Raw genomic sequence first — 25644 nt, 5'->3', positions numbered from 1 at the left:
GCAACACCACCATCCATAATAGGCATATTTATATCCATAATGATTTTTTCTGAAGTATATAGTACATATGGAACCTCAGACCATCCTAAATTTTATGATGTCAGTCACTTTCTGAATTGGTCACATACCCTTAGTTGTAAAAACAAAATTGGCGGGTTAACATATAGTTAAATAGGCATACGAAAGAAGGATTTAATACTTTTAAAATCTAAAAGTATTGACTAGATTGTAAGGAAAGGTGGTGTAAGTGCATGACGCGAATTTTATTAGTAGATGACGACAAAGATATTCTGAATATTAATTCTATTTATCTGGAACGTGAAGGATATGAATGTTTACTAGCTGAAACGGCAGAACAGGCATATGCACTCATTGAAATTGAAAATCCGGATTTAATCGTGCTGGATATTTTGTTGCCGGATGGGACGGGAATCGACATCTGTAAAAAGATTCGCAATTACACAATTGCCCCGGTTATCTTTTTAACGAGTTTGCTAGATGATGCCCCCAAAACAGAGGCGCTGCAAATTGGCGGGGATGACTATATGACAAAACCGTATAAATTAGCTGAGCTGTCTGCACGAATTCAGGCAAATATCAGAAGAACGAAAATGCACGGGTCTACTATGTATGAATTTCCACCACTCAAAATCAATGTGGGCACCTATCGTGTATTTTTACATCATAAAGAAATCTTTTTGACACAGAAGGAAATCCAATTATTGATGATTTTAATCCAACATCGGGGCACCACTGTCACGAAAGAGAATTTATTGGAGCAAATCTGGGGAGATGATCCGTTGAGTGAAAAAAATATCAATTCCTTGCAAGTCCATGTGTCTAGTTTACGAAAAAAGATTATTCCTGATAACTCTTCAGTCATTGGCATAAAGACCATTCGTAATGTCGGGTACTGTTTTGAATATGAAGGCAGGGAGTAGGGCGATGCCTTTAGATATCATTACATTAAATCAATGGTTATTCAGTGCGCTATTGCTCGGAGGTATTTTATTTTTAGGCCTTTTTCATATCGTTATTTACCTTGTTAGAAAGAAGCTCTCTATCCATCTATTTTTTGGGATGATTTGTATTTCTTTTGTTGTATGGTATGTATCTACTGTCGCAACATTTGACCTGTATCCATTTAATTTATTAAATGATCAGCACAAACAAATCATTGCAGTTATGTGTACGACACAAATGATTTTATACTTGAATTTATATACAATGGGTATTTTACGTATCAAAAGACCTGCATATGAAAAGGGCCTAAAAATATGGGCAAACACTTTATTTATTGCATGCCTATTCATGCCACTTTCAGCAATCTATATGGCAATCCTAACGTTCGTCATTCAAGTTTTTAATGCCATTGCACAGTTGTATATTGTGTATGATCTGTTAAAGGTAATAAAAAGATTTTTAAAGGATATTCGTGTATTAAACATTATTTTCTTTCTATCTACTTGTACGACATCTGTCATGGAGGTATTCGGCTTTCACTTTAGAAACAATACGATTTATCTGGCCTTTGTGATGCTCTGTTTACAGGCGATTATTTTGGCCATCCATTATAATCAATCGATCATCCAAGTTGAACAAGCGAATGTCACGTTAGAAGGCAAGGTGAAAGAACGTACGAAGGAACTTGTTCAAAAAGAAACAGAAACGATCGAGCTCATCTCTAGTATTTCTCATGATTTACGCACGCCAATTGCAGTTGTTGGTGGGTATATGGAATTATTACAAAATAATCCCTGGCTAGACGAGGCGAATCAAACCTATATTCAAAATTCACAGATGCGTTTATGGCAGATGGAAAAACTAACACTCGATTTATTTACGTTATCCCAAATGAGTGACCGAAATTTTACGCTTGAGTTGGAACAGGTGAAAATTGCCCGGATTATTGAACAAGTTGAAACATTGTACAAAGTCCAGGGACAACAAAAAGGGGTGACCGTGTACACGCAAACAGAGGATGTCGTTTGTATCGCGGATAAAATGCGCCTCATACAAATACTGGACAATTTAGTGGTGAACGCACTTTCCTATGCTTCTACAAGGGTTTCGATTGATGTGAAAAGTGTCGGGGAATGGGTGGAAATCGCTGTTTCAGATGATGGGGCTGGCATTCAGCCAAATGAGCTGCCTTATGTATTTGATCGTTTTTATAAAAAAAGACAACAAGGATCCGGGATTGGCTTAAGTATTGTCAAGGACCTTGTTCAGCGGATGAATGGAGATGTAGCAGTTGAAAGTGAATTACATATAGGAACTACCTTTACATTTACGTTACCCCTAACAAGCGAAAGTTAGGATAAGACACGCCGAACCTTAAGAAATCTTAAGGTTCGGTTTTTTGCTGTTTTTTTGTGATAGGGTCGAATAAGGAATTCATATGCGCTGGAATAAAAAAGGAGGCTTTTATGGTGAGAAAAATAGTCAAACTGTTTTTCATTTGTATGTAGACGGCGAAAAATGGTGTCTAACAATCGGGGGCAGTTCAAACCCGCAAGGACGCTTTTTATATTGATTTGTCTCTATGTCAGTAGTGAACGATTAAGAGAGGAAAGTGATAATTATGTTACTAACACATTTACGCAAGGGCATGTTGCTCATACTTTGCTTCGTGTTGCTAGTTGGCTTGGTAGTACCATTCGGTTCCCACTCAGTTCATGCAGCTCAAACTGAAACAGAAAGCCAATCGCCGATCGCTGCGGGAATACTCCATTCTCTGGCGTTGAAATCGGATGGTACTGTCGTCGGTTGGGGAAATGGTTCTGGTGGGACGATACCACCAGGGTTGGAGAGTGTCGTGTCGATTGCTGCGGGAGACCATTCGCTGGCACTGAAATCGGACGGTACAGTTGTCGCTTGGGGGAGCAACTCCGCTGGCCAAACGAACGTACCAGATGGTTTGACAGATGTTGTGTCAATCGCTGCTGGGGCTTCGCATTCACTGGCATTAAAATCGGACGGTACGATCATCGCATGGGGAGATAATTCTAGTGGACAAAGTACTGTGCCAACAGATTTGAATGATGTTGTTGTGATCGCTGCGGGAGGAAACCATTCGCTGGCATTGAGGCAGGATAAGACAGTTGTTGCATGGGGAAGCAACTCCGATGGACAATCGACCATTCCAACGGGTTTGAGCGGTGTTGTTGCGATCGCTGCGGGTGACACTCATTCACTAGCATTGAAATCAGATGGCACGGTTTCCGTTTGGGGTGCTGACTTGTATGATCAAACGAAGGTGCCAACAGGTTTGAAAGATGTCGTTGCGATTGCAGCGGGAGGTTTACATTCACTGGCGTTAAAGTCAGATGGGACTGTCGTGGGTTGGGGGAATATTTCCAGCGCTCAAGAAAGTGTGCCACAAGATTTGAATGATGTTGTTGCGATTGCTGCAGGATCGAATCATGCACTCGCATTGAAATCGGACGGTACGATCGTCGGTTGGGGAAGCGATAATAACAAGCAAATAAGAGTGCCGGGCGGCAGCCTAAAGGATTTAATGTTGCCGGATGGTTCTCTAGATCAGCCCTTTTCTGTTAATAGTACGTCGTATACTTCCTATATCGGTCCAGACGTATCGACCGTCGATGTTGTTGCGACGCTGGCAGATACGAGATTCGCTGAGTTATACATCAACAATGAGCTACAAGCAAGCGGTAGTGCCGTATCTGTCGATGTCACTGAAATTCCGATGGTCATCTCTGTGCAGGTTAAGCCTTATTTCAAGCCAGACATCATCACGTATGAACTTACCTTAATCGAGGATTCAACGGCACCAGATATCCAATTCACTGTGAACGGCGATGCACTGGCTTCACAAGCTATTGCGACCAAGGTCACGGTAACTGATACGGAGAGTGGAGTCGATGCGACGATGCTGGAATATGCGTGGTCGCAGAGTAGCGCGGTCGTTCCGACTGACGGTTGGACGACTTTCTTGACAGGCAATGACAGCATCTGGATTATCTATATACATGCGTTGGAATTGACGGGCGTAGACGGCACCTGGTATTTGCATGTGCGTGCGGCTGATCAGGTTGGAAATGAAACCTATGCAGTCACAAATGCGTTCCTGCTCGACAATACGGCGCCAGTAGTTACGGTAGCGAGTTCAGTTGGAAGTATGGTGAACACTACCTTTCCGGTGACAATAACGTTCAATGAACCGGTCACTGATTTTTCCATTGCGGGGATCGTTGCGGATAATGCTACCGTTTCGGATTTGATTGCTAATCCTGATGATGGCAGAACTTACACGGTAACGATTACACCAGTGATAAGCGGACAGGCCGTGAGCGTTTATGTAGCGGAGAACGCAGCCACCGATATAGCGGGAAATGGCAACACAATATCTAACACGATCAGCTTCCAATATGACACAACGAACCCAACGGCCCCAATAATATCTGCCCCAACAGCATGGCAGAGGAATGATGTTTCCGTGTCTATTGCGGATGGAGAGGTCGGGGGAAGTGGTGTAGATTATACAGAATACCGATTAAATGGTGAAGAGTGGCAGACGTACTCGGGTGAATTTATGATCACAGAAAATGGCGAAACATTAGTAGAAGCCCGTACGGTTGATAAAGCAACTAACAAGGGTGAAATCGTTAGTCAAATGGTGAAGCTAGATAAAGTGAACCCTAATTTAACGTTAACACAGGACAAAACAGAGCCTACCAAACAAAATGTTGTCATCACGGCAAAAGTAATGGATGCCCATAGCGGTGTCAATCGGATTCGCGTTGCGGATGGTGACTGGGAAGATGCGGATGAAAAGACGTTTTCTGTTTCCCAAAATGGGTCGTACACTTTTGAAGCTGAAGACAAAGCTGGAAACATCACGTCAGAAACGATAGAAATTGTGAATATCAATAGCACGAGCCCAACCGTACCACCAATTACTGTACCAACGATTACCGCACCAACGATTTCTGCACCAACAGCATGGCAGCAGGATGATGTTTTCGTGTCGATTGTAGAGGGAGAGGCCGAGGGAAGTGGTGTAGGTCATACAGAATACCGATTAAATGGTGGAGAGTGGCAAACGTACTCGGGTGAATTTATGATCACGGAAAATGGTGAAACATTAGTAGAAGCCCGCACGGTTGATAAAGCAACTAACAAGGGTGAAAGTGCTAGTCAAATGGTGAAGCTAGATAAAGAAAATCCTAGTTTGGTGTTAACACCGAATACATCAAAGCCTACCAATCAAGAAGTTGTCATCACGGCAAAAGCGACGGATGCCTATAGCGGTGTCAAACGGATTCGCGTTGCGGATGGTGACTGGGAAGATGCGGATGAAATGAAATTTGTCGTTTCTGAAAATAGTAGTTACACTTTCGAGGTGGAGGATAAGGTTGGAAACATCACATCCGAAACAATAGACATCACGAATGTTGATAAAACAGCACCAACTTTAACATTAGTAGGATCTGAAACTATTGAAGTGGAAATTGGAGACACATATGATGAACCAGGTGCAACTGCAACAGATAATGTAGATGGGAATATCACAAATTCGATTGAAATTACTGGAAATGTGGCCGCATCTAAAATAGGGACATATACCGTTCGATATAACGTGACAGATAAGGCAGGGAATCAGGCGAGCGAAGTAACAAGGGAAATCCATGTTGTACTACCAAAGAATACTTCCTTAGTATTGGGTGAGGATCCTATAAACGTTTATGCCAACTCTATCGTCAACATCAAAGATTCAAAGACAAGTATTCAATTGCCTAATGATTTACCAGTAGGGACCACACTACAAGTAAAGTCTGTCCAGAATCCCCCAACAAGCGGGTATAATCTAGCAGGTGAATTATATGAATTTATCTTTACATTTCCAAATGGATATGAGGAGTATACGGGAGAATATACCCTGACTTTAGGGGTTGACGAAACGAAGCAAAATCAAAATGTAGCCATTTACTATTACAATGAAGATAACAAAAGATGGGAATTCATCGGCGGACAAATTGATGGTGGCAAAATAATCGCAACGGTTGATCATTTCTCTATTTATGGGGTACTTACGAAACAATCTAGTGGTGGTGGTTCTAGTTATGTTCCTTCAAATGATGCTCAGTTAGCAAGTTTACATGTGTCTGGGAACGGGGAGTCACTTAAACTAACACCAGCATTTGCAGCAGATGTCTTTGATTATCAACTAGAGACAGACGCTGCGGAGATTTCATTAGCGTTAAAACCTGCACATAGTAAGGCGAAAGTGTATGTCGAGGAGGAAGAAATAACGGATAGCCTTCAGGTTGAATTGGATGAAGGTGGCAATGCATTGACAATCGTTGTCAAAGCAGAAGATGGTTCAAAGAAAACTTATACATTGACCATTCATTACAAAAAGGATGATGTGGTAGAACCGGTCGTGCCGGTCGTGCCAGTCGCTCCAGTCATGCCTTTTACAGACATCGATGGACATTGGGCAGAGGCAGTTATTATGCAAGGTGTCAGAGATGGCATCATCAAGGGCTATCCTGATGGTACATTTAAACCAAACCAGTATGTAACTCGTGCCCAAGCAGCCTCCTTGATTGTCCGTGCATTGGGACTGAAAACTGATGAGACAGCACCATTCTCGGATATTGGAGGTTATGCAGCTGAAACAAAGACAGAAATTGCGGCAGCATACCATTATAATATTATTCGAGGTTATCCTGATGGAACATTCAAGCCAACTGAAAAAGTAACCCGAGCGCATATGGCATTGATGTTGAACAGGGCTTATCACCAACAAAAAGGTATGGATTATATTGTGAATGACATAGCGCCATATTCTGATATTAAGGGGTATGATGAAGAAACAGTGAATGCCATTACGATGTTGTATGAGCTGGACATTGCAACAGGATCTGATAGGAAATATATGCCGAGCCATTTCACAACACGTGCACATGCAACAAAAATGTTAGTTAATTTCTTCAGTGAATAGTCTTTAATGCGTACCTATTATGTTAAATAGATAGTGAAGAACGCAATAAACCATTGTTTTCAGGAGATAGAAGAAGTACCAATCACAGAACTTCCAATATACAATCCCCAAAAAGATGCCAGGTTCTAACACAATTCAGAATTGTGCTAGAGCCTGGCACCTTTCATTAAAATCCCCGCCTACTGCTTCACTTACGTTTAAAAGCATATTGCTTCTAGAGAACCTGTATAATTTAAAAATTGTTTGACAAGTAGAAAATCTCTATGCTACTATTTAAACCGTAATGATTACGATTTTAATTCGTTAGTTGTTGGTCCAGACAGTGGTTGTGTAGCTTGCTTTTTGTTGTAACGATTGGATAACTGTTCAACGGTAGCCTACAATGAATGCTATCTACTAATATGAATGGAGCAAAAAAATTTACACTTTTTCAAATAGTAATGATTACGATTTATATGCAAGGAATTCTATGTTACAGTCTTACATTGTAATTTACATGCTGAAAAACAGTATTCAATCCTGGCAAGTCATGCGATTCGGAAGGGTGTTCTTTGGTCAAACAAAGTACAAGCGCGAGAGCCGAATATGGACACGAGTTTTGCTGAGACGTAATGGATATTGAAAAGTGTACGAGGAGGAGTTGTATGAAAAGAAGTCCATTATCGGTTAGCATGCTTCAAATGTACGGTTTAGCGACGTTTTATTTTACAGCTAATGCTGTGTTGACCGTTATTTTCCCCCTACAGGCTTCGGAAAACGGTATATCGGAAGCAGAAATTGGCATAATGATGGGAATGTATATGTTCGTTTGTATGATTTTACGTCCGTGGGCGGGACAAATGGTTGCAAAGCATAGCGTGTTTACAATAATGAAATGGCTATTAGTTGGACATGCTGTAGCACTGTTACTCTATGTTTGGTTGGGTGTAGATAGCTTATATGTAGTACGCATACTACAAGGGATTGTAACAGCGTTCTTTTCAATGGCGATGCAAATTGGAGTGGCTGATGTGTTACGTGATGAGGATCGTGGACAAGGAATGGCGATGTATTCGCTATCAACGGTTTTACCGGGCTTGTACGGACCTGCACTCGCATTGGTGTTATGGGCGCAAGGTGATATGAAGTGGCTGTTGCTACTCATTACGGCGCTAGCATTTTTCCCATTGCTATTTTTCATCAAGTCGCCATTGCCAAAAACGAAAAAGGACAATGCGTCATTTACGTTTAAGGAAATGTTTTCTGCCATGAAAGTTGCAAGGGAACATGATGGGTTGATGAAATCATCGATTATTATGCTGGCTGGTGCGAGTATTTTTGGCGGACTATCTGCCTTTTTACCGTTATTTTTAGTGACGACAGGCACGGGCAATGCGGCGCTTTATTTATTTATACAGGCAATTGTCGTTGTCGGTAGCCGCTTCTTTTTCCGTAAGCATATTCCGTCAGACGGACATTGGAATCCTAAATTTATTACGCTTGTGCTCGGGAGCTCCATTATCGGGACAGGCTTGCTCGCATTTTCACCGGGGATCGGAATGTTCGTTTATGTAAGTGCGGTATTTAATGGCATTGCGACGGCTATGTTATATCCAACTTTAACGACATACATATCCTTTGTTGTACCGCATGGGCAGCGACATATTTTATTAGGCGTTTTTTTAGCCTCTTACGATTTAGGCTTTTCCATGGGTGGCTTTACGATGGGATTCATCGTGCAGTTTTTCTCATACGAGGCGATGTTTGCGATTTGTTCGCTTTTAGGTGTTATAGCGATCGGGTATAACCTTTTCGCACGACAGACTAAGCCAAATATGAAAAAAGCTTCGATAGGGTAATACTAAGGAAAGCTATTTGTAGTGAATTAAATGAACTTGGGAGGAAAGTGAAAATGAAACGATTTTATATTTTAGTAGTAGTCATTCTAGCTACTTTTTCATTAGTGGCTTGTAAAGATGATGGGGCTGCCGCAACTGGTGCTGAAAAGGGAAAGAATACATTGGTGATGTCATGGCCAAAAGATATTGGTGGAGAAGTGAATCCGCATGCGTATTCGCCAAACGAAATGTTTGCACAAGCTATGTTGTACGATCCACTCGTTGTTTATGAAAATGACGGTACTATTTCACCAGGCTTAGCTGAGTCTTGGGTATTATCAGAGGATGGTAAAACATATACTTTTAAATTGCGTGAAGGGGTCAAGTATTCAGATGGCTCTTTATTGACAGCTGAAAATGTGAAGCGCAACTTTGACACAGTCGTAGCGAATATTGATGCTCATAGTTGGCTAGAGGTTGTTGCTGTGATTCAAACGGTTGAGGTAGTAGATAATCAAACCGTCGCCATTCATTTAAAGGATTCCTATTACCCATTTTTACAGGAGCTAGCACTTATTCGTCCTTTACGTATGCTAGCCGATGCAGGTTTCCCGGATAGTGGAAATACAGCAGAAGGCGTAAAAAAGGCCATTGGTACAGGACCATGGATTTTAACGACCTATGAGAAGGATAGTTATGCAGAATTTACGCGCAATGAAGATTATTGGGGTAAAAAACCTTCGCTTGAAAAAGTAGTAGTAAAAGTTATGGGGGATTCACAGGGTCGTATGATGGCGCTTGAAAAAGGAGATATTGATTTGATTTTTGGTAGCGGCCAGCTTGCACCGGCAGAATTTAAAACGCTAGAGGACCACGGACAATATGTAACTAAAGTTTCGGAGCCATTATCTACGCGTTTAATTGCCATTAATTCAACTTCAGACATTACGCAAATTAAAGAAGTGCGTCTAGCATTCCAATATTTATTAGATCGCCAAACAGTAGTAGAACACGTGCTAAACGGCTTAGAGATACCGGCGACAACTTTATTTGCTCCGAGCTTCCCTTATAGTGAACTAAATATTACGACGTTTGAATATAATCAGGAAAAGGCAGCTGACATTTTAGATGCTGCGGGCTGGGTGATGGATCCGGCGAAAAATGTGCGTGTGAAGGATGGTCAAGCATTATCCGTCGTATTAGCGTTTAACAGCTCAGACCAAATCCAAAAGTCGATTGCCGAATATATCCAAGGTGAATGGAAAAAGTCTGGGGTTGATGTACAGCTTGCTGGTGAAGAAAGTCAACTATTATCGGGTCGTTTAAAGGCAGGCGATTTTGACTTATCCTTTAATGATACGTGGGGCGCACCTTATGACCCACATATGTATATTCGTACAATGCTAGGTGAGAAACAAATTGGAAATTATGCGTTAAGCGGAACAGAATCCAAGGCGCAACTGGAAGAAGAAATTATGAAGGTCATTCGTACAACAGATGAAGCACAGCGACGTGCATTATATGAAAGTATATTATCGACGATTCAACAAGAAGCAATCTTAATTCCCATTTCGTATCGTCAAAACTATTTAGTCGCGAATGATGTCTTTACATCACTAAACTTTTCACCACAGCAATACGAGGTACCATTCAATTTATACGAAATGAAGTGAGTGTATGGGACAGTATGTAATCAAACGATTGTTCAGTATGTTGTTAGCGTTATGGGGGATTACCATTATTGCGTTTTTCCTCGTAAGGATCATGCCAGTCGATCCGATTGAAGCCTATTATAACGCGAATAATATACCGGTAACAGAAGAAACACTCGAACTATTGCGTGAACAGCATGGATTTCATGAGCCTCTATTGACGCAGTATCTCCATTGGTTAGGTGGGGCATTACAATTTGATTTTGGGATGTCGTTTTTAACAAGCAATCCCGTAAGCGAAGATTTGTTGAATCGTTTTTTGGTGACGGTGCAGCTAGCGGCGGTTGCGTTCTTATTGATCATTATCATTTGTGTACCGCTTGGTATAGTAAGTGCCGTAAAGAAGGATTCGCTATTCGATAACATAACACGTATAACGATTTTTTCGGTTGCATCGATGCCGAGTTTTTGGTTAGCGTTTGTGCTCGTCTATACAATCGCATTAAAGCTGGATTTGCTACCGCTTATGGGCTGGGGGAGCCTGGATACAATGATTTTACCTGCACTTACATTAGCGATGGGTGTTATTCCTTATTATATTCGATTAATTCGTACAAATATGATTGAGCAGCTCGAGCAGCCATTCGTTGTATTTGCAAGAGCACGTGGTATACCAGAGCATGTCATTGTTCGTCGTCATATATTTAAAGGAACGTTGATTCCGCTCATTACATCACTTGCTATGACGGTTGGAGTACTACTAGGCGGGTCCGCAATTATTGAAATTGTGTTCACGATTCCGGGAGTAGGACGCTTTATTGTAGAGGCAATAACTGCGCGTGATTATTATGTGCTACAGGCATTTATTTTTGTCATAGGCTTTTTTTATATTGTAGTAAACTTTTTAGCGGACATGCTCTGTGCATGGATTGATCCACGTGCACGTTTGAAGGAGGAAATAGGATGAGAAAAAAATGGTCTCTTTATATAAGCGGGCTATTCGTCTGTTTATTATGTTTCGTCGCTATTTTTGCGAAGTGGTTGATGCCTAATGACCCTCATGAGCTAAATGTCGCTTTAAAACTACAAGGATTTTCACAGCAATATCCACTCGGGACGGATCATTTAGGACGTTGTATTTTATCGCGTTTAATTGAAGGGACACAGGTGTCGTTAACGATTGCATTAATCGTTTTAGCAACTACGCTCATTATTAGTATGACAGTAGGCTTAATGGCAGGCTTTGTCGGTGGATGGGTTGACTTAATACTGATGCGGATATGCGATATGTTACTTGCGATTCCGAATTTTATATTTGCCATTGTTATTGTAGGTGCGCTTGGTGCTGGGATAAAAAATTTGTTGATTGCGATTGTATTCGTCACATGGGTCGGGTTTGCGCGTATTATTCGCAACATGGTTGTTACCTTGAAAACTGCGGATTATGTGACCTATGCCAAACTATGTGGCGTGTCGAAAGCGAAGTTAATTAGCCGGCATATTTTCCCGTTCGTGTTTCCACAAATGTTGTTATTAAAATTAATTGGCTTAGGCTCCACAATTTTGATGGTTTCAGAGCTGTCATTTTTAGGTTTAGGTGTGACAGCACCGACAGCTGAGTGGGGAATGATGATCAGCGACAGTAAGACCTATTTAATGACGAAGCCAGAGTTAATGTTCATTCCAGGTATTATGATTACACTAACAGTTATTATTTTTAATGCCTTTGGAGATGCGCTACGGGATGCGCTAGATCCAAAAACAGTGTAGGAGGCTTCATATGTTAAAGGTTGAGCAATTACATGTCACGTTACAAAACGGGATGAACGAAATAGCCGTCTTACACGATATTAATTTTTCCATTAAGCGAGGGCAAGTTGTCGGTGTCATTGGTGAAAGTGGCAGTGGCAAGTCGGTTTTATGCACGTCCATTTTGCAACTTTATCGAAATAAGCGGAAAGTGACAGGCGATATTATCTTTAAGGGCACATCTGTTGTGACAATGCCTGAAAAGGATATGCGTAAGCTTCGTGGGAAGGAAATTGGTTTAATGATGCAAAATCCGATGTCGATGTTCAATCCCATTGTTTCGATTGGCCAGCATTTTATCGAATCATTGCAAGCGCATAGGAAAATGTCTAAGAAAGAGGCACTTTTGCAGGCCGAGGCACAATTGAGCACATTTCAATTGAACGATCCGACCATTTTGAAAAAATATCCGCATGAGTTAAGTGGCGGGATGCTACAACGTGTCATGATTGCGATGATAGCTAGCCTTGAGCCATCTTTATTATTAGCAGACGAACCAACAACGGCTCTGGATACGACGACACAATTAGAAATTTTAAAGCAGTTGAAACAGCTTCAAGCTTCAAAGGAGATGGGCATGCTAATCGTTTCGCATGACCTAGGGGTGATTGCTAACATAGCGACAGAAATTATCGTCATGCGTCATGGCGTCATCGTAGAAAAAGGACCGACAAGTCATATTTTATTGCATCCAGTTCATCCCTATACAAAAATGCTTGTAGCTGCAAGGGACGAACATTTAACCTTAGATGAGCTAGATGGACACTTTGACGGTGTTATTACAGGCGAATTAGTGAGGTATGATACAGACCATTGGGTACGAATGGAGGCACAAACATGATTTTGATTGAGGGCGTATCCAAAAGCTATACACAAAAACAGTTTTTTAAAAAAGCGAAGCATATACAGGCGGTTAACAATGTGACGTTGACCATTCAAGAGGGCAGTTGTTTCGGCTTGCTTGGTCAAAGTGGGTCGGGAAAGAGTACATTAGGAAAGATGCTATTAGGAATCGAAAAGCCAGATGTGGGTTCTATTCATTTTCATGAGATTAATATTCATGAAGCAACACACAATGAAAAACGCTTTTTACAGCATGCACTTCAAGTGGTATTCCAGGATTGTCATAGTGCAGTGAATCCGAAAATGAAAATACGAGACATTATCGCAGAGCCGCTTTGTGTGCATCAAAAAATGACAAAGGACGAAATCAATAAGCGGGTAAGTGATTTATTGGAAATGGTAGGCTTACAGGCCACAGACATGATGAAATACCCCCATCAATTTAGCGGTGGTCAATTACAACGCATAACGATTGCACGTGCAATTTCCACAAAGCCGAATTTAATTGTTTTAGACGAATCCATTAATAGCTTAGACCTCCTTGTGCAAATTAATATTTTAAAGCTGCTAAAAAAACTGCAACGAGAATTAAATTTAACGTACCTTTTTATTACACATGATTTACATGCTGTAAAGTTAATTGCAGATGAGATTGCGATTATGTACCAAGGGGAGATTGTGGAGAAAACAACGGTTGATCAACTTAATAATGTGCAGCACGAAGCGAGTAAAGCCCTGTTAGCTGCACAATTACCGACTGATTGCATTCATAATTATTTAACACCAAGTACTAAAGAACAGGTATCCTAATTAAGGCTACGATGAATTGATAATTTTAAAAGCACGTCTGTTGATTACCAAGGAGGAATGAGAAATTAGGGCTCATTCCTCTTTGGAGGAGGGGTGGGTTAATAGATATCAATAGCAAGTTCTATCTTTTTATGCCCGAATCCACTTCCAGATTTCGCCCGGGGTGGCGTTTTTGCCATACATCAGGATGCCAATTTTGAAGATTTTGCCGGCAAGTTTCATGAAGACCCAGACGCTAACAGCAAGAATCCCGATGGCGATAATGATTTCCACCCACGGCCATTCTTCAAGAAGTGATAGACGCAAAATGAGAACGCCAGGTGATGTAAACGGGATATAGCTTCCAAGCTGCGCCCAGAATCCGCTTGGGTCACTGAAAACTGGCGCAATGAAAAGGAATGGGCTGAAAGGCAACATCATGACCATGCCTTGGAAATTCCCCGCTGTCGAGATATCGGCCATTGTCGCACCGATTCCGACGAACAACGCTGCATAGAGCAGGTATCCGAGGATAGAAATGAATAGTAGCACTAGAAGCTCGGGCACTAGCAGATACTCGATGATCGGAAAATCGATTTTCCAGATGAGTACCGGCAGCGCGATGACAATATAGACAACGACCTGGATGATACCAAGGACAAAATAGCCGATGATTTTGCCTTGCATCAGTTCTGCTGGTGTTAAAGACGATAGGATAATCTCAGCAATCTTGTCTTTCTTCTCCTGGGACGCGCTTTGGAAGATCGCCATTCCGGTGAAGACGATTGACAGCATGACGACAGCGGCAAATGCTCCTGGAATCACACGTTCCAGCATGTTTTCACTGAACAGGCCACCTTCTTTCGTTTCCTCAGAAGCATCTTCAAAGACGACTCCCTGCGCGACAACTGCGGCTTCTGCCGCTGTTAGGCCGAGCTTCTCGATCTGCACCATCTGCAGTGGACCGCCGAGGATCTGGACTTCATCCATGAAGGCAGAACTCGTGTCTTCATGCGTGTAAACTGCGACTTTTCCGGTTTCAACCGCCTGTTCGTTGATAAAGATATACGCAGCATCTTTTTTCTCTTCAAGTGCTGCAGTAGCTTCCTGTTCTGTGGTGTCTGTCTGTTCCATCTGCCATTCGGTATTTGCTGCCGCGGCTTCCAATAGTTCGTAGACTCCGAGCTGGTCGTTGACGTAGACTGTCGTTGTCGCTGCTTCATCATCCGATTTGAATAGGTCTGGTAGCAAGAAAAATGCTAGGAAGATGATCGGTGTCAGGAATAGGCCGATGATGAACGACTTGCTTTTCATATTGCGTTTGATTTCCCATTTGGCGACTTTCATCGTGTTACGCATGTAACTCACCTACTTCCTTCAAAAGATTCTTGTCTGTGGCGATATCCACGAAGATTTCATGGAGTGAAATCCGGTCCATCGATAGTTCTTGGATGTCGAGTTCATCTGGCAGGTTTTTCAGCCAGGCAGCGGGCTGCACATGTTTTGAGAGATAAAGCACAGCCGTTACCCCGTTCTGTTCGATCCGCTCGACTTCCGGTAGGCTTTCAAGCAGGCTGAGGCTGTTGCCGCCGTTGATCGTGCATTTGAAATTGGCGTATTCCTTTTTGACATCACTCAGAGTCCCGGAGATTACTTTCGTGCCGCGGTGAATTAGGAACAGCCGATCCGCCATTTCTTCGACAAGGTTCATCTGATGCGAAGACAATAAAATCGCCGTGCCTTTTTCGGCCAGTGAGCGGATTTCTTCTTTGAACAGCTCCTGGCTGACGGGATCAAGACCAGAGAACGGCTCATCCAGGATTAGCAGTTCCGGTTCATGGAGAATGGAGGCGATAAATTGGACTTTCTGACCCATCCCTTTCGATAACTCCTCGACCGACACTTTATCCTTGCCTTCTAGGCCGAACTTTTTCAAGTATTCGAGCGCGCGTACTTTAGCCTGGTCCAGCGGATAATCCTTCAGCTCCGCAAGATACAGCAGAATGTCCATGACCTTGACGTTTTTGTAGAGTCCCCGCTCTTCTGGAAGATAGCCAATTTTATCGCGTGGAATATCTTTCGTTGAGCGGTTCCGAAAAGTGATTGTGCCTTCATCGGGATACAAGATACCCATGATATTGCGGATTGTCGTTGATTTCCCCGCTCCGTTCGGTCCGAGCAGCGCCATGATTTCTCCTTTTTTCACTTCGAAGGAAATATTCGAAATAATCTTCTTGTCCTTGAAGGATTTTCCTAATCCTTCTACGGTAAGCATTGTGTCCATTTCACTCATCCTCTCTTATTTCTCTATTTCAGCAGAAGGCTGATGATTTCTTCCAGTTCTAAGGCTTTGACGTCAATGACACTGTTTTCGTGTTGCGTGAAATACTGTTCTGTTGCGTCAGGATTATCTGATACCAGCTCGTTTCCGGAACGGGAAAGCTCACCGGGTACTGGCACCGCAGGCATTTCCTTGAGCCAGTAGCGGCGGAATCCAGCAGCGAGCATGTCTTTCTCATACCGTCCAATCGCCTGCCCGTCCTTCATCAGGAACAAGTAATCTGCTAGTTTCTGGAGCTCCTCCGGCTGATGGGTTGTCAGGATGACAGCGCGGTCCTCCTTTTCCATCCATTCGACAAGCAAATCCATGAATTGTTTTTTTGATGGGATGTCGAGTGACACAGTCGGTTCATCGAGAATGAGGATAGTCGTATTCCGCGGCAATGCTAGTGATAGACTCAGCTTCTGCTGCAGACCTGGCGATAATTTGCCGAAACGCTTATCGAGCGGGATGTCGAGCAGCTGAATCATGCGCTCGAAAAGCTTCTCATCCCATTTCGTATATAAAGGAGCAATCAGCCTTTTTAGGTCCTCTCCTGTATAGGCGTTCCAGCCGACTATGTTTTGCGGCTGGAATGCGACATGCCTTTTCCAGCTTTCGTCTTTCCCATCGACCGATTTGCCGAAGACCCTAATCCTTCCTCCATCTAGATTTGCTAGATTCATGATTAGCTTCAGTAAGGTGCTTTTGCCAGAGCCATTATTGCCGACTAGCGCCGTGATGGTCCCTGGCTCAATCGCTAGGCTAATCGGCCCGAGCTGAAAATCATCGATCTTTTTATTCGCGTCTTTTATATCAATCCATGGCTGCATTTGTCATTCCCCTTTCCTAAGTTTTTCTAAAGTTTCTTCAAAAACCGTTTTGATTTCATCGACAGTATAGTCGTAATCCATCGCGTTGCGGATGGCCCGTTCGAATTCCGCTTGGACGGAAGTCGTCATCGTTTCTTGTTTCATGGAGTTCTGTATTTCCGCAACAAAAGTTCCTTTGCCATGGGCTGTTTTGATAAAGCCTTGTGACTCCAAGTCCTGATAGGCGCGACGTATTGTGATGATGCTGACCTCCAAATCTTTCGATAGAGTCCTAATGGATGGAAGTGGCGTTCCAGCAGGCAAATGGCCCCCTGCAATCAGTGCCTTCAGCTGCTTTTCGATCTGATGATAAATCGGTTCACGAGAATCTTTGGATAAGCGTATCGGCAGCAAAATCCAGCCCCCCTCTCACAGATATTCCGTTTTTTTCATGGTTTTTCTCATATCCGCTTGCCAGTATTTCCAGCCTGCAATGCTCAAGACAATCGAGGCGATGACTGACGGCAGTGTCCATTCAGTTGCAAGCGACATCGTCCAGTGAATAAAGCCGTTCTCTGATAAAAGCGGGAACATGAAATAAAGTACAACGGCGCCAATTACCAGGTAAATAAACGATTTTACGATGGCAGTCGTTTTGAAATTACCACCCGCTTCGCTTGCCACAATGATAAAGCCGATTGAAATCGATAAGCTCAGCCAAATCAACAGGAATGCGATGTAAGTGATTGGTGTCATCGTGTCTCGGAAATTCTCCGACATTAGCGGCATCGCGATGAACAGAACTAACTGGAATGGAAATGAACAGAACGCATGAATAATGAAGCGGCTTTTGACGATGATGTTTTTCGGGATAGGCAGCTGCTGTAGCATAATGATGGACGGCGCTGTCCATAAATCCCCGTCCATTTTCTGCATCTGGAATTCCTTACTCTTCATCCAGGCCGGGAACATGAAGAAAATCAGCAGAAACATGAAATCAAAGAATTTGAATTCACCTTCCAGGTAGACATCGAACGCCAGCATGAAAATCAGGCTCATCGCGATATAGAAAATCAGGGTTGGTAGAAAGTTTTTTAATGAAGCCTTTATTTCAAAAGCTGCGAGCCTGTATGCTTGTTTCCACTCATTCATATATAAACACCCTTTCTTAACTGTGATACTGTTTATATTCATATACACAGTACCATATTCTCTTTAGAGTGGTCAATTTATTTTGTGAGGGAAATAGAAAAAGGTTAATATTTACATTTTTCGTGCTAAATGTTATATTAATAAAAGCTATATATTATTTATAAAGATAGGAGATATTATGAGAACAAAGCAACATAAGCTAATATTTACCATATTAATAATCTATACAGCTTTGATAGTATACTTTCTGTTTTTTGGTGTTGGTAGACCTGGCGCAGTAATAGGCATTCAAGAATATCGATTTAATTTAATTCCGAATATAATTTCTTTCAGCTTTCCAACCATTTCAGATTTGAAATATTTTCCGCGTGGTTTTTTTGAATTAGGTAATTTTGCAGGATTTATACCTTTTGGTATATTGATTCCTAGGCTATATCGTTGTAATTTCTTCAGGTTTATTTCATTGTTTTTCTTGTCAATCCTGATAATAGAAACGGTGCAAATGCTAACTTTTCTCGGTAGTTTTGATATAAATGATATAATCGTGAATTCATTAGGTGCTGCAGTAGGATTTTGTGCATACAAAATCGGATTTCGTTTTAAGAGTATTCGGAAAAAACTTGTTGTCACGGTTATGTCCGTTGTTATCCTTTCGATAGGGGTAATAGGTTTTTCAGAGTTGCTAAACAAATCATTTACAAAAATAGAAGGACCCATTATAGCTTTAAATGAACTGGATAGTAACAGAAATGTACCAATGGATAAAAATCTCCAAAGTTTCGAAATTGAACATGAAAAAATTGAACCAAAAATAAACTTGTATGGTAGCGAAAGTTATGATTCGGAAGTATTTACCTATATATTTGGTGGTAAAGATATTGTGCTTTCTTTAAACTATGGGATTCCTGATAATTCTAGTGACTATGATGGTATGGTAGTTATTTCTGTTGATGGGGAAGAAATGTCAATAAGTCCTATGAGCAAAGAATATAGAGGCCCAAGCTCTTCCGAAAGTCCTATGGACAAGGTAAATGAACTTACAATAACAATTAAAGGAAATGTGAAGTTATGGGATGTTACCTTTAAAGAAATGAAGTATTGGTGGGATTAACAATCTAATTTATTATTATTTAGTGCAATTGATAGAATGCTAAAATCTTTAATTGTAATTCACTTGGGGATATAAAATTCATTAATGTGCAACCGAATTTATAGAGATAGTAAAAGCTCTGCCTGTTGCTTTACTGCAATAAAAGTCCAACTGCACATTGCAAGAGTAGTAACGCCAATATAATATTTATGACTCGGAAATGTTTGAAATAGGTCTTTTGAAATAATCCTCCAAAAAGTATCCAAGTCAAGGTAGCGATCGTACCTATTGTCGCAATGATGATTTCAAAAAATAAAAGCCATCCAAATGACGAATAATAGGGAGTAACATACCCTGTCAGAGAAGTTATACCAAATAAAAATATCTTTACATTCACAATTTGCAAAACAAAACCAGTCAAAAAAGAAGGTTGTTTTCCAGTAGTTTTATTGTCAGGCTTACTAATGGCAATCTGATGGGCCAGCCATAAAATATAAATAACCCCTGCATATTTAAGGACAGACATTATCGGATTTATTAAGCTCTCTAAACCGAAAATAAATACCGCACATACTATTTGTACAAAAAATAACCAATAAAGATCCCGAAGAATAAGGGTTTCCCTCTTCTCCATCCATAATTAGTCATCGTATTTAACGCTAGGATGTTTCCAGGTCCTGGCGTAAAGGCATTTATTATAACGTATATAGCAAATGAAAATAATACTTGAACTCCCATATCAACATCCACTCTACCTTCCATCATTCAACTTATTTCTTTAGTCATTTATAGTATAATGAATGGTTTTGATATAGTATAATATCGAAATAATATAGCTTGATATAGGAAATAACTATATCAAGCTGAAAGTTAAGGCCATATTCAGTTATAAATCCTGCGCAATCTTTTTTAATGCATCTAAATATAGCTCACCAAGTCCCGTTAGTGTGACATCTCTATGCTGTATTGTTCCAACTCGTATAACCTCATCTACATGAAGAGGAACTGCAATAATTTCATCACCATGAAGATATTTAGGGAAAACGCCAGAAGAAATGGTATACCCATTGAGACCAATCATGAAATTAACAATAGCTGCTCTGTCACTTACTTTGATGCTTTTCTTTACACTTCGTGTACTTAAAATTTCTTCTGAAAAGTAAAATGAATTATGTTCTCCTTGTTCGAAAGAAAGGCATGGGTAATCGTCTAATTCATCCACATCAATAGCTTTTTTGTCGGCTAATGGATGTTTTTTACTAATAAATACATGGGGTTTTGTAGTAAACAGTTCTGAAAAGATTATGTTTCTTTCTCTTAACAGTTTTAATAATACTGATTCATTGTAATTACTTAAATAGATAATCCCTAACTCACTTCGTAAATTCTTTACATCTTCAATGATTTCATAAGTCTTCGTTTCACGAAGTGTAAACTCATATTCAGAAGCCCCAAACTCTTTTACAAGTTCTACAAAAGCATTGGCCGCAAAAGTATAATGCTGTGTTGAAATACAAAAATGTTGCTTAGCTGGTTTTTCACTCATATATTTTTCTTCAAGCATGTTAAACTGCTGTAATACCTGCCTAGCATAGCCTAGAAACTCAGCTCCTTCATTAGAAACAGTAACGCCTCTATTCGTTCTAATGAATATGGTAATTTTTATTTCCTTCTCTAATTCCTTAATCGCATTAGACAAACTTGGCTGGGAGATGAATAAACTTTTTGCTGCCTCATTCATGGAGCCCTTACTAGCTACTTCCAATGCATATTTTAATTGTTGTAAAGTCAAACTGAACGCCACCTTTTCAAAGTTCCGAATCCTTCTTATTTATCGTTATCCGACAGAAGACTCCCTCTTCAATCGCGGGCAGGGCGTAGCCCAACGATAAGGGGGAGATGAATGTCGGTTGGCGACAGCCAAAGTTGTCGTACAACCAGAACGTGTGCGCTATAATGAAATGGTACAGATTGCTCATTGAAAACTGAAGATATGAGGTTGTGATAGGAAATACGTCTGTCACGTAAAATTTTCAACGTTCTAATCGCCCCGTCTAGCCGAAAAGCGAAAACCAAGCAGTACGCTAGACGCTGAGTTCAACGTACAAAACTTTCAAGTTCTCACCGTAGGGACTACGGATAGAGCCTGCTAACATAACTAGATGTTGATCTGGTGTTCGCAGGAATCTCCCACTTCTATAAGTGGGAGTAGTTCAAGTCTATTTACTATGATTGCCCTCTATTTGTCTTTCTAAAGTTGTTATCGGGAGAGGAAGCTTATTGTTTAATTGATCGTTGACAGATTATCAACAATCAATTAAAGTAGTAGACCAGTCGTTATAATTAGGAGATGATTCGCAGATGACTGATGAAAAAAGTTCCAAAGATATATTAATTGAAGTGGCTTCGCGTCTTTTTCGATTACGTGGATATTATGGGGTTGGGCTAAACGATATTATTGAAGAGAGTGGGATCCCTAAAGGGTCGCTCTATTATTATTTTCCGGGTGGCAAAGAAGAGTTAGCGATAGAGGCCATTCATTATTCGAAAAGAATTGTGATGAACGATATACAAGAGAGTCTTGGACAGACGGAAGATCCCGTACGAGCATTACAAGCTCATCTTTATCAATTGTCCAAAATTTTCGGCGGAGGAGAGAGTTCACAGGGCTTATCATTTGCGGCAATTGCGGGTGAAAAACATTCGACGAGTGAAGCAATCAGATTAGCTTGTCAATCTGCTTTTCAAAGTTGGCAATCAATTTATGCGGAAAAACTTCTTGTCGCAGGCTTTAACGAGCAACAGGCAGAAGATTTAAGCATAACGGTTCACGCATTGATAGAAGGTGGTATTCTCTTAGCTGTAACGGAGAAAAGCGGAAGGCCTCTTCAAGTGATTGCAGAGCAAATACCGTTATTAATTTCATTCAGTGGGGTTCAAACCCCAGCTGAATGAAATTAAGCCTCCGGCGGATGTCACAGATTTTGAAAGGAGTCAATTGAGCAAGCTCAATTCAAAATCTGGACGCAATCACGCCGAGGCGCGATTGATTTAGGAAAAAATAAGCTGAATGGACTTTAATGGAGGAATGTTTCTTGTCAACAATTGCAAAACAAAATCAAAATGAAGGTATTCGAGCTCTCCCGATTTTAATCTCTTTCTTAATCGCGGGGTTTATCGGTCTATTTAGTGAGACAGCTTTAAACATGGCACTTGGCGGTTTAATGAAAGAGTTTGGTGTCCTCTCTTCTACTGTTCAATGGCTAACAACAGGTTATTTATTAACGTTAGGAATTTTAATTCCAATTTCTGCTCTTTTGATCCAGACGTTTAGTACGCGACAATTATTCGTTACGTCCTTATTATTCTCTATTCTTGGAACGATTGTTGCAGCGTTGGCACCCGTTTTCGGTATTTTATTACTCGGTCGTGTGATTCAAGCAATCGGAACAGGCATCCTGATTCCACTGATGTTTAATACGATACTGCTTATTTTTCCCATTCATAAAAGAGGTACCATTATGGGACTGATGGGCTTGGTTATGATGGTTGCACCGGCGATTGGACCGGCTCTTTCAGGTTTAATTATCGAAAAGTTAAGTTGGAATTGGATTTTTTGGGTTACCTTACCGTTTCTTGCGCTCGCTTTATTCGTGGGAATTAAGTATGTGCAAAATGTTTCTACACTCACAAAGCCTAAATTTGATAGTTTGTCGATTGGCTTATCGACGATTGGTTTTGGTGGTGTTGTGTATGGATTTAGTATTGCGGGTGAAAAAGGATGGGGAAGTACGCTTGTCATTGCAACAATCGTGATTGGCATTGTAGCGCTTGCTCTATTTTCTGTAAGACAATTAAAAATGGAGACGCCGATGCTTGATTTGCGTGCATTTAAATATCCGATGTTTACGTTAGGTGTTTTTAGCGTATTTGTGACGTTTATGGTTATTTTGTCATCGATGATTCTCTTGCCTTTATATTTACAAACTGGGCTAGGATTAGCTGCGCTGACGGCGGGGCTTGTGTTGTTACCGGGTGGTGTTGTCAATGGAATCATGTCGCCTATCACGGGTCGCCTGTTTGACAAATACGGTCCAAAAGGGCTTGTTACGCCGGGGTTTATTATTATGGTGATTATGTTATGGAACTTGTCAAACGTCACAACAGCAACATCTTTGCTGACGATTATACTATTGCATTCATTTCTGATGATAGGTGTTTCGTTGGTGATGATGCCAGCTCAAACTAATGGCTTGAACCAACTTCCAAGAGAACTTTATCCAGATGGAACGGCTTTATTGAATACGTTGCAACAAGTTTCAGGCGCTATTGGAACGGCGGTTGCGATTACGATTATGTCTGTGTCGCAAGCCATTCATTTGGAGGGGGTGAAAGACCCGTCTACGCCGTTGGCAATTAGCGAGTCTTTAACCGCTGGCGTCCAAACTTCCTTTATTTTCGGATTAACATTGGCGATTGTCGGCCTCATTTCGTCAATCTTTATGAAATCATCACGTTCCGTTTAAATTGTGTGAGTGACTCCTTCAAGACAGAAAAGCCCCTCGATCCATTATTCGATCGAAGGGCTATTTTTTCATGTCACATCTGATTGTCAGAATAGCGTTTGATTTGTGTGGGTGACAGTGGCACCAAAACAAGCTAGTTTAAAGAAACGTTTAACATTATAGTATAAATTGTAGCGATAGGGTACTATAGAATTATTATTTCTTGTGAAAGGAGGATAATAGAATCATGGAATTGAACGAGGCGCTAGTGCTTCTGATGACCCATGGATTACCGATTTTATTTTTGGCTTATATGGCAACAGATATACTTCTTCGCAATAAAAGAAAAACGGAACATATTTTACTAAGCCTTATTGCGCTTTGCTTTTTATTACTATTTGCTGAAGAGTATGTGAGAAATCAGGTCTCGATAGAATATAGTCCTCTTCTTTCTTCTCTTTGGTTAAGTAGTGTAGGTTTTATTATCCCTGGATTATGCTTTCACTTTCTTATAAAATTTACAGGTCTTCATACCAATTGGCCTCGTTTTCTGTATCCATATATATTTTATATACCTTTTATTTTTGTTATCTTAAATATTTTTACTGGTGCTACATTGATTTCTACACAAGACTTTTTTGAAGTGGGGATGTGGAAATACCCAATTTATAATGAGAACTATTACATAGCCATGACTGTTGGTACGATCACAGATATTCTTTTCTTAATCCCTTTATTGATTGCAAAGTATAGGGAGAAAATAGAAGAACAAAGGGCGATCTACCACCAACTGATAATCGGGGTTTGTGTAGCGATTATGTTAAATATTGTATTAGGCTATTTTCAATACGGAAACACGCTACCGCCCTATTCCTTTATATATGCTGGAATCGTTTGGTGTTATTTCCTACGCAAGATAATGAAACAACATGATTTTCTTAATGTGTATGATAAACGTTATGAAAAATTATTTCATTTAAATCCAAACGCTATTTTGCTTCTCGACTTTAAAGGAATCATTCATAATGTGAATCCTGCTGCAACAAAATTGCTTGATAATTTGAATCTCCGACAAGAGCAATTATTTACTTTACTAGACGATACGTTAAAGGAACAGCTTTTAACCGAAAAAGAAATTAAAGATTGTTCTCTGAGTATTTCAAATAATGATGTCGAATTTTTGTTGCTCGTCAATGCAGATTATATATGGGTGGACAATCAGATGCATATTCTATTAATCCTCCAGGACGTGACGTTACAAAAACAATATCAAAAGGAAATCGAATTTCTCGCTTCCCACGATGCCTTAACAGGCTTACCAAATCGGCGGTCGTTTACTATACAACTAGAAGCAGCGATGGAAACATGTCGAAATGAACAGCAAACACTTACATTACTTTTAATAGATATCGATAATTTCAAATCTTTAAATGATACGTATGGTCACCAAGTAGGGGATGAACTGCTTCAAGTTACCGCACAAATATTGCAAGATGCGGTGAAGGATACGGGAGATGTTGCACGATTAGGCGGGGATGAATTTGTCCTTTTCCTACGGAATGTACATTCCAAACAGCTAACGAATCAGTTTATCGAACAATTACAATCAACATTTTCACAGCATATTTCAATAACCTATCCTGATTTACCTATCTCGCTTAGTATTGGCGCGAGTCAATTCCCTAAGGATGGAAGGGATGGAAAAACACTCCTGCATCATGCTGACCAAGCCATGTATGTCGCAAAGCGAAGTTATAAATTGGAGACTGCTGGAAAAAGGGGGATACATGAATAGCTTACCGAATGGGAAACATATTCAGTAGGTTATTTTTGTTAAGGTGCCTGTCTTCAAAAAATTGTATAATATTTTAATGGGCTAATT

The 25644-nt window shown here is 40.7% G+C and carries 20 protein-coding genes; 13 read left to right on the top strand and 7 right to left on the bottom strand.

What is annotated here, in order from left to right:
- The first annotated feature begins 251 nt into the window (after positions 1 to 251).
- The 9 genes from N1I80_RS20910 (at position 252) to N1I80_RS20870 (ending at position 13904) form a co-directional block, all read left to right on the top strand.
- Positions 252 to 941 carry a response regulator transcription factor gene (locus N1I80_RS20910; RefSeq protein ID WP_340739754.1) on the top strand — a complete coding sequence of 230 codons (690 nt, stop codon included), beginning with the start codon at positions 252 to 254 and terminating at the stop codon, positions 939 to 941.
- A 4-nt stretch (positions 942 to 945) separates the two neighbouring features.
- Positions 946 to 2319, top strand: a complete 1374-nt coding sequence (locus tag N1I80_RS20905) for a sensor histidine kinase (RefSeq protein ID WP_340739753.1) — start codon at positions 946 to 948, stop codon at positions 2317 to 2319.
- A gap of 265 nt (positions 2320 to 2584) precedes the next feature.
- Positions 2585 to 6973, top strand: coding sequence for an OmpL47-type beta-barrel domain-containing protein (locus N1I80_RS20900; RefSeq protein ID WP_340739752.1), 4389 nt, complete (start codon positions 2585 to 2587; stop codon positions 6971 to 6973).
- 644 nt (positions 6974 to 7617) lie between these two features.
- Complete coding sequence (cntE, locus tag N1I80_RS20895; RefSeq protein ID WP_340739751.1) at positions 7618 to 8811, top strand: staphylopine family metallophore export MFS transporter CntE; 1194 nt, start codon at positions 7618 to 7620, stop codon at positions 8809 to 8811.
- Between the two features lie 53 nt (positions 8812 to 8864).
- Positions 8865 to 10463 (top strand): nickel ABC transporter substrate-binding protein, encoded by a 1599-nt coding sequence (nikA, locus tag N1I80_RS20890; RefSeq protein ID WP_340739750.1) that lies wholly within the window; start codon positions 8865 to 8867, stop codon positions 10461 to 10463.
- Positions 10464 to 10467: 4 nt separating this feature from the next.
- On the top strand, positions 10468 to 11409 hold the full coding sequence (locus N1I80_RS20885) for an ABC transporter permease (RefSeq protein WP_340739749.1): 942 nt from the start codon (positions 10468 to 10470) through the stop codon (positions 11407 to 11409).
- A complete protein-coding gene (locus tag N1I80_RS20880; RefSeq protein WP_340739748.1) occupies positions 11406 to 12212 on the top strand; it encodes an ABC transporter permease in 807 nt (268 codons plus the stop codon). Before N1I80_RS20885 ends, N1I80_RS20880 begins: the two co-directional genes overlap by 4 nt.
- Positions 12213 to 12222: 10 nt before the next feature.
- Positions 12223 to 13092, top strand: a complete 870-nt coding sequence (locus N1I80_RS20875; RefSeq protein ID WP_340739747.1) for an ABC transporter ATP-binding protein — start codon at positions 12223 to 12225, stop codon at positions 13090 to 13092.
- Positions 13089 to 13904 (top strand): ABC transporter ATP-binding protein, encoded by an 816-nt coding sequence (locus N1I80_RS20870; RefSeq protein WP_340739746.1) that lies wholly within the window; start codon positions 13089 to 13091, stop codon positions 13902 to 13904. The genes N1I80_RS20875 and N1I80_RS20870 overlap by 4 nt, the downstream gene beginning before the upstream one ends.
- A 129-nt stretch (positions 13905 to 14033) precedes the next feature.
- Here N1I80_RS20870 and N1I80_RS20865 read toward each other — a convergent pair whose 3' ends face one another.
- From N1I80_RS20865 to N1I80_RS20845, 5 genes are read right to left on the bottom strand one after another with little or no spacing between them, the layout of a single operon-like run.
- Positions 14034 to 15242, bottom strand: coding sequence for an ABC transporter permease (locus N1I80_RS20865; protein ID WP_340739745.1), 1209 nt, complete (start codon positions 15240 to 15242; stop codon positions 14034 to 14036).
- A complete protein-coding gene (locus N1I80_RS20860; RefSeq protein WP_340739744.1) occupies positions 15235 to 16167 on the bottom strand; it encodes an ABC transporter ATP-binding protein in 933 nt (310 codons plus the stop codon). Before N1I80_RS20860 ends, N1I80_RS20865 begins: the two co-directional genes overlap by 8 nt.
- A gap of 23 nt (positions 16168 to 16190) precedes the next feature.
- Complete coding sequence (locus tag N1I80_RS20855) at positions 16191 to 17036, bottom strand: ABC transporter ATP-binding protein (RefSeq protein ID WP_340739743.1); 846 nt, start codon at positions 17034 to 17036, stop codon at positions 16191 to 16193.
- 3 nt (positions 17037 to 17039) lie between these two features.
- Positions 17040 to 17429: a GntR family transcriptional regulator gene (locus N1I80_RS20850; RefSeq protein ID WP_340739742.1), complete on the bottom strand. Its 390-nt coding sequence runs from the start codon at positions 17427 to 17429 to the stop codon at positions 17040 to 17042.
- 15 nt (positions 17430 to 17444) lie between these two features.
- Positions 17445 to 18167 carry a hypothetical protein gene (locus N1I80_RS20845; RefSeq protein ID WP_340739741.1) on the bottom strand — a complete coding sequence of 241 codons (723 nt, stop codon included), beginning with the start codon at positions 18165 to 18167 and terminating at the stop codon, positions 17445 to 17447.
- A gap of 178 nt (positions 18168 to 18345) precedes the next feature.
- Between N1I80_RS20845 and N1I80_RS20840 the strand changes: the two genes are divergently transcribed.
- Positions 18346 to 19278 carry a VanZ family protein gene (locus N1I80_RS20840; protein WP_340739740.1) on the top strand — a complete coding sequence of 311 codons (933 nt, stop codon included), beginning with the start codon at positions 18346 to 18348 and terminating at the stop codon, positions 19276 to 19278.
- A 130-nt stretch (positions 19279 to 19408) separates the two neighbouring features.
- On the opposite strand, the gene N1I80_RS20835 is transcribed toward N1I80_RS20840, so the two are convergent.
- Positions 19409 to 19891 carry a LysE family transporter gene (locus tag N1I80_RS20835; protein ID WP_340739739.1) on the bottom strand — a complete coding sequence of 161 codons (483 nt, stop codon included), beginning with the start codon at positions 19889 to 19891 and terminating at the stop codon, positions 19409 to 19411.
- Between the two features lie 252 nt (positions 19892 to 20143).
- Positions 20144 to 21049, bottom strand: a complete 906-nt coding sequence (locus N1I80_RS20830; protein ID WP_340739738.1) for a LysR family transcriptional regulator — start codon at positions 21047 to 21049, stop codon at positions 20144 to 20146.
- Positions 21050 to 21618: 569 nt separating this feature from the next.
- On the opposite strand from N1I80_RS20830, the gene N1I80_RS20825 reads away from it, so the two are divergent.
- The 3 genes from N1I80_RS20825 to N1I80_RS20815 all read left to right on the top strand — a co-directional run bounded on the left by N1I80_RS20825 (position 21619) and on the right by N1I80_RS20815 (position 25557).
- The gene (locus N1I80_RS20825) at positions 21619 to 22212 is read left to right on the top strand and encodes a TetR/AcrR family transcriptional regulator (protein WP_340739737.1); all 594 of its coding nucleotides are present in this window, start codon (positions 21619 to 21621) and stop codon (positions 22210 to 22212) included.
- A 140-nt stretch (positions 22213 to 22352) separates the two neighbouring features.
- A complete protein-coding gene (locus N1I80_RS20820; protein WP_340739736.1) occupies positions 22353 to 23783 on the top strand; it encodes a DHA2 family efflux MFS transporter permease subunit in 1431 nt (476 codons plus the stop codon).
- A 226-nt stretch (positions 23784 to 24009) separates the two neighbouring features.
- Entirely contained in the window at positions 24010 to 25557 is a 1548-nt protein-coding gene (locus tag N1I80_RS20815) for a sensor domain-containing diguanylate cyclase (protein WP_340739735.1), read from the top strand.
- The last annotated feature ends 87 nt before the right edge of the window (positions 25558 to 25644 follow it).

The organism is Sporosarcina sp. FSL K6-3457, assembly GCF_038007285.1.
In the GTDB taxonomy this organism is placed as follows: Bacteria; Bacillota; Bacilli; order Bacillales_A; family Planococcaceae; genus Sporosarcina.
This window is presented reverse-complemented; position numbering and strand designations above follow the sequence as displayed.

What these genes read in the sequence shown, in the direction of transcription:
- N1I80_RS20885 (WP_340739749.1), top strand. Translation starts at nt 10,468, where the DNA reads ATGGGACAGTATGTAATCAAACGATTGTTCAGTATGTTGTTAGCGTTA.
- N1I80_RS20815 (WP_340739735.1), top strand. Translation starts at nt 24,010, where the DNA reads ATGGAATTGAACGAGGCGCTAGTGCTTCTGATGACCCATGGATTACCG.
- N1I80_RS20900 (WP_340739752.1), top strand. Translation starts at nt 2,585, where the DNA reads ATGTTACTAACACATTTACGCAAGGGCATGTTGCTCATACTTTGCTTC.
- N1I80_RS20835 (WP_340739739.1), bottom strand. Translation starts at nt 19,891, where the DNA reads ATGGAGAAGAGGGAAACCCTTATTCTTCGGGATCTTTATTGGTTATTT.
- N1I80_RS20870 (WP_340739746.1), top strand. Translation starts at nt 13,089, where the DNA reads ATGATTTTGATTGAGGGCGTATCCAAAAGCTATACACAAAAACAGTTT.
- N1I80_RS20865 (WP_340739745.1), bottom strand. Translation starts at nt 15,242, where the DNA reads ATGCGTAACACGATGAAAGTCGCCAAATGGGAAATCAAACGCAATATG.
- N1I80_RS20855 (WP_340739743.1), bottom strand. Translation starts at nt 17,036, where the DNA reads ATGCAGCCATGGATTGATATAAAAGACGCGAATAAAAAGATCGATGAT.
- cntE (WP_340739751.1), top strand. Translation starts at nt 7,618, where the DNA reads ATGAAAAGAAGTCCATTATCGGTTAGCATGCTTCAAATGTACGGTTTA.
- N1I80_RS20845 (WP_340739741.1), bottom strand. Translation starts at nt 18,167, where the DNA reads ATGAATGAGTGGAAACAAGCATACAGGCTCGCAGCTTTTGAAATAAAG.
- N1I80_RS20840 (WP_340739740.1), top strand. Translation starts at nt 18,346, where the DNA reads ATGAGAACAAAGCAACATAAGCTAATATTTACCATATTAATAATCTAT.
- N1I80_RS20880 (WP_340739748.1), top strand. Translation starts at nt 11,406, where the DNA reads ATGAGAAAAAAATGGTCTCTTTATATAAGCGGGCTATTCGTCTGTTTA.
- N1I80_RS20860 (WP_340739744.1), bottom strand. Translation starts at nt 16,167, where the DNA reads ATGGACACAATGCTTACCGTAGAAGGATTAGGAAAATCCTTCAAGGAC.
- N1I80_RS20910 (WP_340739754.1), top strand. Translation starts at nt 252, where the DNA reads ATGACGCGAATTTTATTAGTAGATGACGACAAAGATATTCTGAATATT.
- N1I80_RS20905 (WP_340739753.1), top strand. Translation starts at nt 946, where the DNA reads ATGCCTTTAGATATCATTACATTAAATCAATGGTTATTCAGTGCGCTA.
- nikA (WP_340739750.1), top strand. Translation starts at nt 8,865, where the DNA reads ATGAAACGATTTTATATTTTAGTAGTAGTCATTCTAGCTACTTTTTCA.
- N1I80_RS20825 (WP_340739737.1), top strand. Translation starts at nt 21,619, where the DNA reads ATGACTGATGAAAAAAGTTCCAAAGATATATTAATTGAAGTGGCTTCG.
- N1I80_RS20875 (WP_340739747.1), top strand. Translation starts at nt 12,223, where the DNA reads ATGTTAAAGGTTGAGCAATTACATGTCACGTTACAAAACGGGATGAAC.